The organism is candidate division KSB1 bacterium (genome assembly GCA_022566355.1).
Taxonomy (GTDB): domain Bacteria; phylum Zhuqueibacterota; class JdFR-76; order JdFR-76; family DREG01; genus JADFJB01.
The window spans coordinates 1-7,758 of the sequence record JADFJB010000164.1 but is presented as its reverse complement, the minus strand read 5'-3'; the positions used below and the strand labels follow the sequence as shown (position 1 = coordinate 7,758).

General features: G+C 41.6%; 6 protein-coding genes. 5 read left to right on the top strand and 1 reads right to left on the bottom strand.

Annotated elements, in window-relative coordinates; genetic code table 11:
• Nucleotides 1-421 precede the first annotated feature (421 nt).
• The 3 genes from IIC38_19085 (at nucleotide 422) to IIC38_19075 (ending at nucleotide 2,376) form a co-directional block, all read left to right on the top strand.
• Nucleotides 422-595 (top strand): hypothetical protein, encoded by a 174-nt coding sequence (locus IIC38_19085; protein ID MCH8128031.1) that lies wholly within the window; start codon nucleotides 422-424, stop codon nucleotides 593-595.
• Between the two features lie 853 nt (nucleotides 596-1,448).
• Nucleotides 1,449-1,664, top strand: coding sequence for a hypothetical protein (locus tag IIC38_19080; protein MCH8128030.1), 216 nt, complete (start codon nucleotides 1,449-1,451; stop codon nucleotides 1,662-1,664).
• A 190-nt stretch (nucleotides 1,665-1,854) separates the two neighbouring features.
• A complete protein-coding gene (locus tag IIC38_19075) occupies nucleotides 1,855-2,376 on the top strand; it encodes a YIP1 family protein (GenBank protein MCH8128029.1) in 522 nt (173 codons plus the stop codon).
• Nucleotides 2,377-2,773: 397 nt separating this feature from the next.
• On the opposite strand, the gene IIC38_19070 is transcribed toward IIC38_19075, so the two are convergent.
• Nucleotides 2,774-3,574: a hypothetical protein gene (locus IIC38_19070; protein ID MCH8128028.1), complete on the bottom strand. Its 801-nt coding sequence runs from the start codon at nucleotides 3,572-3,574 to the stop codon at nucleotides 2,774-2,776.
• A 1,036-nt stretch (nucleotides 3,575-4,610) separates the two neighbouring features.
• Between IIC38_19070 and IIC38_19065 the strand changes: the two genes are divergently transcribed.
• Nucleotides 4,611-4,778 carry a hypothetical protein gene (locus IIC38_19065; GenBank protein MCH8128027.1) on the top strand — a complete coding sequence of 56 codons (168 nt, stop codon included), beginning with the start codon at nucleotides 4,611-4,613 and terminating at the stop codon, nucleotides 4,776-4,778.
• 832 nt (nucleotides 4,779-5,610) lie between these two features.
• Nucleotides 5,611-7,758 (top strand): DPP IV N-terminal domain-containing protein (locus IIC38_19060; GenBank protein ID MCH8128026.1); only part of this gene is annotated, 2,148 nt, incomplete at its 3' end.

Below are 7,758 nucleotides of genomic sequence, written 5' to 3'. Positions count from 1 at the left end.
GTCGGATATTTCGATGAATAGATAAAATGATTCTAGTGATCGATCTTCGGAGCTTGAAAGGATCGTTAAGTAGCTACCAAAATCCCCACCAGAGCATGAGAGAAGCTCAACCAGAGGTTTTCTATATTCTAATGACTGGAATTAAGGATAAGCCCCTTCAGAGCTTAAATCGAAGCTTTGGAAAATCCGGGTTTAGAGTCTTGCTAGAAAAAAAGAATTACTTTTTTGAGGAATCGTAGCCCTACCCCCAAATAATCATGCCAATTGGAAGCTTCCATTGTATAGCCCCAAAAAAAGATTAACAAGAGTTTTTGGATTGTATTGTGTGTTTAATTTAACATTGTGGTTTATGGAAGTCAATTGAAAAATCGAATATGAAAGCCACCAACGGACATATATCTAAAATTTGGGTGTTGGCAAGGTGTGGGAGTTCTTCTGGGATGTGGAAACGCTTGGGTACGAGATGGCGAGCACGTTTCATTTTATTGAGTTGAGCCCGTATGAAGCGGATGTTTTTTTTGAAAAGTTTCGGATTTTGAAGAATGGTTTGGAGGAGTGGCGAGTTGAAGAAATGGAGAAACAGCGTAAGGTGTAATTTGAGTTTTAATTGTAGTTAAAAAACACAAAATACAAATAAAAGGACAAGTAATTTTTGTTAAACATGATAAGAAAAAAACCAGGTATTTATTGCCGTTTATTGTTTTTAACCTGCAATATGTTCCGCAAAAGATGAGTCCATATGTTTGAAACTAAAGTCCAAACTTGGCTTGTTTGTTGGCTTTTTAAGAAAAGTTCAGCAGTCATAGCATATGTAAGGATGAAAATACTAAACCAAAGTAACATCAAAATCACAATTTCATTAATTGGCCGGGTATTTGCTTTCTTTTTTGACATTGGAAAACACCTCGATTGTTTTCTAATTACGAGCACTGTCCATTCGTCTAGGTTTGGGCAGTGCTTTATTTTATGGGGTTTAAATTCCTCCCTCCGAGGAATAAACCCGTTAATTAACTTCTCCCAATATTACTTATCGTATTTCAGGTTCACTTTCTTTAAATACAAATTATTTTTCACCTAGTCGTATTATCGACCAGAAAAGAAATAAATAAATAAAAAAAATTATGCCGCTATTGGATGAATGTTGCTATGGAAGCCGCTGTCTCTCAGTTTCATAGCTGATCCAATGCGGTTTCAAACGGCAGATGCCAGCGTTATTTTCGGTGAACGGCTCAGAATTAGCAAAGTGAGCCGTTGGAATTAACTCCTTTAGGGGAAAAAATAAAACTTTGTTACTTTTTAGTCTTTAGGTTCGGCTATTAATACAGAGGACTAATATTTTTCCAAAAGTTTACTAGGGGTGAACCTTGACAGTAAGGTCGGCGGTGTTGTTGTTAGAATTATAAATAATAAAATGTCATACTTTCTAAATAGGTAGTTTCAAGTAATAAGTGCGACAGATTAGAATATTAAAAACGGTAGCAAATTTTATGATGGACAACCTCAATGAAGATGTAATTGAGCGCTACGCAATTTATCTGGCGAGCAGAGAACTGGGCGAGGCGGTTTCCGACGAGGAAGAGGAAAAAATGATGGGCAGGCTTGTAAACTCAGAACTCAAGAAGCGAATATCGTTTCTCAAGAACCTTTATGTCGGCGTTTTATAAACGGTTTGACAATAATCCGCTTGGCCATATTTGGATAGAGAACTTGTGTATAAAGGAAGAAGATTTAAAAAATGGCTGAGTATCAATTACAAGCAGTGGGGAAATTTCACTTGTGAGCCAAGGTAAAACATTATAACTTAGATTGATATATGGAAAACTATAGAATAACTTTTTAGGATAAGGAGTTACAATGTCGATTTTTCAAGATCGAATGATTCGGGCTGCAAAGTTAGATGTAAACCTGTACGAAGAAGTAGAGGCAGACAAAAGTGCAATGGGACAGGCGATGGGGGTGGTTGTATTATCCAGCATTGCTGCTGGAATTGCTTCCTTTAGTATTACAGGGATTAGTGGAGTTATTTTCGGAACCATCTCAGCGTTAATCGGCTGGTATGTCTGGGCCTTTATTACTTACATTATTGGCACGAAACTTCTACCTGAACCTCAGACTTCTGCTGATCATGGCGAGCTTTTGCGTACAATTGGCTTTTCGAGTTCACCGGGTGTGATACGGATATTAGGAATTATTCCCGGGCTTTATTGGTTCGTTTCCACCGTTGCATCAGTTTGGATGTTAGTAGCGATGATTATTGCCGTTCGGCAAGCTCTCGATTACAACAGTACCTTGCGTGCGGTAGGTGTTTGTCTTATCGGATGGGTTATCCAGGTAATCTTTTTGGCACTCATGTTTTCGATTTTTGGTCGGCCTTGATAGTTTGATAATACTCCTCATCCGAATATAGAAAACCTCTGGTTGAGCTTCTCATAAGCTCTGGTGAGGATTTGGTGGCTCAGGAGTGATCGATTAAAGCTTCGAAGATCAATCACTAGAATCATTTTATTCTATCCATCCAAATATAGTCAAGAAAATCATTGATTTTGGATTTCTCAACTAGCAGATATTTCCGGAACAATAATATTGGATAGTCTGGGATGCCACCGGGAAATTATTCCTGTCCCAAGATCAACCCGATTACGCCACCGGCGCTCCATCTCCTGTCTTGCATAGTCCAAATAATGAGGGTTTTCGGGGGGGGGCTACCAATCATTTTATGCGGGGGTCGGAAAAACGAAGATGGCCAATTGTTTATTGCGATGGTGCTTTTTTCTTATAATTCTACTTGAATACCAACCAGCAGTTGAGGCTTTGGATTAGCAAATACATATTTAACTTTAACGGCTGGTTTTACATTTTTGTTATATCGGAAAACAGACCAGGCGGCATCAAGTGCGCTTAATAGGTGATTTGCCATAACAATGGAAGTTGCCACTGTTGACCATTTGAGCCAGCTATTGCTTGCTTCACGCCAACTCATATAAGAAGTTCTCCGGGATGAAAATACGATATTAGGTTCGCCTATATTCCATTCTGCATCTTTCCAACCAGCATTGAATTTCTCATAAATTCCAATCGCTTCGTAGTAATCCCGGTTTTTAGTTGCAGGTAATTGAATACCTAGAAAACTGCCTTGATCTTGCGAAGATAATGACTGCCACCAGGTATCCCATCTTGCCCTACTCCAGTTGTTATCGGCTAATTGAATATATATTTTCTCAAAATCTGTTCCCATTTTTTGCGAATAAGCGAACGCAACCCAGGCACCCACTTCGACCCCAATAAATAATAATCCTTTTAATTTCGAACCGGCATAAAACTCACCTGAACCAGGTATCAGTAAAGATAAAAACATCCCTTTGGGTGGAGATTTATAGTGACTCCTTGAAATACCCAAATCCTGACTAAAATCCATAGGATTGTATGATATTGCATTGGTTTTCAGAAAAGGTTCTCCGAATAATTCTATGGACAAGCCAATGGAGCTGTGATGGTTTTTGTCTATTTCTTTCAGACCAGCAGCTAAAGAGATACTGTTAAATATCAATAAGACTGTAATGATTCGGATAAGCATTTTTATCACCCTTAGACTTTAATTGAAAACAACTATCATCTAATTTTCGGAATGGATGGTGATTTTTCTTAATTAATTGAAGGATGTGAGTTAGGATTTTTATTTGTAAAAATACAAACTTGTTACTTTTTAATCTTTAAGTGCGGCTATTAATACAGAGGAATAATATTTTACTAAAAGTTTACTAGGAATATTAAAAGTGAATTTTATGACGGACAACCTCAATGATGATGTGATTGAGAGATACGTGATTTATCTGGCGAGCAGAGAACTGGGCGTGGCGATTTCCGACAATCAGGTGTCCGAAGAAGAGGAAAAAATGATTAGGCTTGTATCTCAGGAACTCAAGAAGAGAAGTTGTTTGCCATATAGAAGATTCATTTTTTGTAATATCCAATTTCTTTAAGTGTTTTTGCCGGTACTTGCTTGTGACCGGCATATTGATTTTAGCTTTGTTTGAAGTTTTTAATAATTCACCTGCTTTGCGCTGTGCCCGTATTTTTGCTTGACATATGATTGTTGATTATTATATTGAATTGGGGACAAACAAGTAGCTTTGTGCATGGTAACTCCCCCTAAATCCGTGGCAATTTGCTTGTTTGTCCTCTTTTTTATTTTCTTGAACTATCTGACCTGGTAGGAATATTTCTTCATCCGCCTTTTCTAATATTGTTTCCACTTTTAAAACTGTATTACTACAAACACCAGCTATTAAGTAATTTCTTCTCTAGTCACGATTTATTTAAAGAAATTATCTGTGATCATTTGGGCTTTTCCTTACGATAAAACTAAGGGGGTAGATTATTCATAGTATGGGTATCACTTCTTGGCTCCCCTTTTTTGTTTTTCACATCATATTATTTTCTTGCAATAGATCATATTGTCTGGAATATCCTTGAATGTCTAGAGATAATTTGATTATATATTTATTACTTCCCTCAAATAATAAAATTATCATAATTATAAACTACATAAATATTTTACTGGTAATAGCTCCTTAACTTTAACAAAGAACAGTGTAAAAATGGAAAAAACAATGAAACCAATTAGAATCTCAACAGCAGCCTGGGAAAAAGGTGTGGCCAGTGGTAGTATATTTCATGCTATTGAAAAGAGAAAGATTGATGATATTTTTATTGACCGAGTTCAGCACGTCCTCGATAACAAGAAATTTCAAGACTGGCAACCAAAGAAAGCACAATAAAATGGAATATGCATATCAAGCTCAATAAAATCATACAACCATGTAAAACACACCTAAAAACAACGATCTCGGAAACCCCATAGTATATATGCCATATAATAAAAGATCGTTGTTATATGCCCGTAAAAACACCACTTAGCGGCACTAATTAAGGGCTTTAATAGTAAATAAATAGCCTCAAACAACGCTTGGCATAAGTTAGATTTTATAACATTAAGTAATACTAGTTTTACCCCTCCTTAAGTCTTTTTCTTTAATTTACTTTCGTGCTTAAAAGTTAAACTAGTTTAATTTTTTGTGCTTAATTTATTTTCTTTTAATTCTACCAATTTAGCTTGATCTCCATATAACCCTTATCTGAGGTGGCTAATTAATAGATCGTTGATTTTAAGCCCCTAAAACACCACTGGGAAGGGGTTTTGATGGAAATAAAAAGCTGCAACAACCTGAATCTGAGAAATTCTGACACTCAAGGAAAAAATTAGTAAACTCAAGAAAATCATTGCTTTTGGACTTTTCAAATAGTAATATGCAATATCATAAATATCTCCTGACTAAAATCAAACACTATCTTGTGATAACCATATAATGATCGGACAAACTATATCTCATTACAAAATTCTGGACAAACTCGGCGAAGGTGGGATGGGTGCGGTGTACAAGGCCGAAAACGCCAAGCCCAAACGCTACTTCGCCATCAAGTGAAGGTTTATTCATCCTAATTTGAAATAAGTAGATGAATTTGTTTTTTATATTAAGATTAGGAATAAATAGGTAGGCCTCATTTGTGTGTGCTGCTTGTCCGCAAAATCACAAAACAGAAGGTGGAGTTATGTCTAATCAACATGTAAAGAGATTTATCATTGTTGTCATCTGCCTCTTGGTTAATGTGCCTCTGGTTCATGCAAAGGAGACAACGCAATCCGAGCGGGAAGCGATGTACTACCGATATCTGGAGTTTCCCTCCTACGTCAAAGGGGGCTCTGTCGAGCCTCATTGGATGGCTGACGGCTCAAGTTTCTGGTATGCCGAGGGAGCACCAGAAAACACTGTTATATACAAGGTCGATCCGAAAGCCAACACCAAAACGCCCTTGTTCGACACTGAGCGATTGCGTCAGTCGCTCACCTCTGTGCTGGAGCACGAGCCGCCGTACAAGGGACTTCCGTTTGAGGCATTCACTTTCGTGGACGACGATGAAAAGGCTGTCCAGTTCACCGTGAAAGAGAGGGAGTTTATCCTTCAACTCGACACTTACTCGATCACCCGGGCTCCTGCCCTGTCCGAGGCGGATAAAAACCGGTTGGTTCCCCAGGTCGTTCGGAAAGGTCTTTTCGCGCACTGGCCCCCTGTCATGGAGGTGCTATCGCCCGACCGCCAGTGGTTTGCCGGCGTAAAGGAGCACAACCTCAGGTTGCGCTCCACTCACGACACCCGAAGTGTGCAAATTACAAACGACGGAATCAAGGACTTCGAATGGGATGTGGAAGGCGCCAAGTGGTCGCCTGATAGCTTTTGGCTGGCCGTAACGAAGATCGACTACCGCAAAGTGCCCCAAATACCCATCGTCCACTGGACTGGGCTGAAGGAAGAGGTCGAGTGGATGCGCTGGAGAAAGGTGGGCAAGCCCCTTCCCCAGACTGAACTTTACGTCGTAGATATCCGCTCCAAGCGGAAGGTTCGTGTAGATACCGGTAAGGAGATGGACCAGTACATTGAAATCGTAGGCTGGCGACCCGACAACTCGGAACTGCTTTTCCTCCGCACCAACCGCACGTTGAAAAGAATGTACCTCATGGCCGCCAGCCCTACGACCGGTGCCACGCGCGTGATCCTCACCGAAAGCCAGGAAACATTCATCCTAACAGGTTATGTCTATTATGTGGGTTGGGTCGAATTTCTCCGGCCTTTCACATTGCTTGAAGATGGCAAGAGATTCATTTGGATGTCAGAACGGGATGGCTGGAATCATCTATACCTGTATGACCTGGAGGGGACCCTGATCCGGCGACTCACCAGAGGAATCTTCCCGGTCGTAAAGGTGCTCGCCGTGGACGAGAAGGCTGGCTGGGTCTACTTCACTGCTCACGGCGACGAGCAGCGGCCATACGATACGCACCTCTACCGAGTGGATCTGGAGGGTAAGAGATTCGCGCGGCTAACCGAGCAGACCGGCCAGCACGACATCCAGTTCGCCCCCTCGAAGACGTTATTTCTAGACACCCACTCCAGTCTAGACCGCCCGCCTGTCGTGGAATTGAGAACCGCCGATGGCGAGCTGTTACAAACTCTGTCGATAGCCAATATAGATGCGCTCGGGGACCTGAGCTGGAACCCGCCGGAGGAGTTTGTGGTCAAGGCAGCCGATGGGACAACCGACCTCTATGGGGTCCTTTACAAACCCTTCGACTTCGACCCGAACAAGAAGTACCCGGTGATCGAAGCCATCTATGCAGGCCCGCAGATGACCTTTGTGCCACGTACGTTTACGGACTGGAGAGGTATAAATCCCCAGGCGTGGTCACAGTTGGGCTTCATCGCCTTCAAGGTGGACGGGCGCGGGACCCCTGAGCGTGGCAAAGCGTTCCAGGACGCGGTCTACGGAAATTTTGGCCGCCATGAGATCCCCGACCATGTGGCCACGCTCAAGCAGTTGGCCGAAAAACGACCTTACATGGACTTGAGCAGAGTGGGCGTATACGGTCACTCCTACGGCGGTTACTTTGCCATCCGCGCACTGTTGCTTAGACCCGATATTTATCACGTCGGTATCGCCAGTGCTCCAGCCGTGGCCCTGTCCGACTTTAGCAGATTCATCGAGGCCTACATGGGCCTGCCAAAGAACAATGAAGAGGCATATGAATACGGCTCCAACCTTCGGTTGGCCGGTAACCTCAAAGGCAAGCTGCTACTCATTCATGGTACGAGCGACGACGACGTCCTCTTCTCCTCGACCATGAAGATGGTGGATGCGCTGATC

Excerpts from the sequence above, each read along its gene's own strand:
- IIC38_19075 (MCH8128029.1), top strand. The coding sequence starts at position 1,855 with ATGTCGATTTTTCAAGATCGAATGATTCGGGCTGCAAAGTTAGATGTA.
- IIC38_19070 (MCH8128028.1), bottom strand. The coding sequence starts at position 3,574 with ATGCTTATCCGAATCATTACAGTCTTATTGATATTTAACAGTATCTCT.
- IIC38_19065 (MCH8128027.1), top strand. The coding sequence starts at position 4,611 with ATGAAACCAATTAGAATCTCAACAGCAGCCTGGGAAAAAGGTGTGGCC.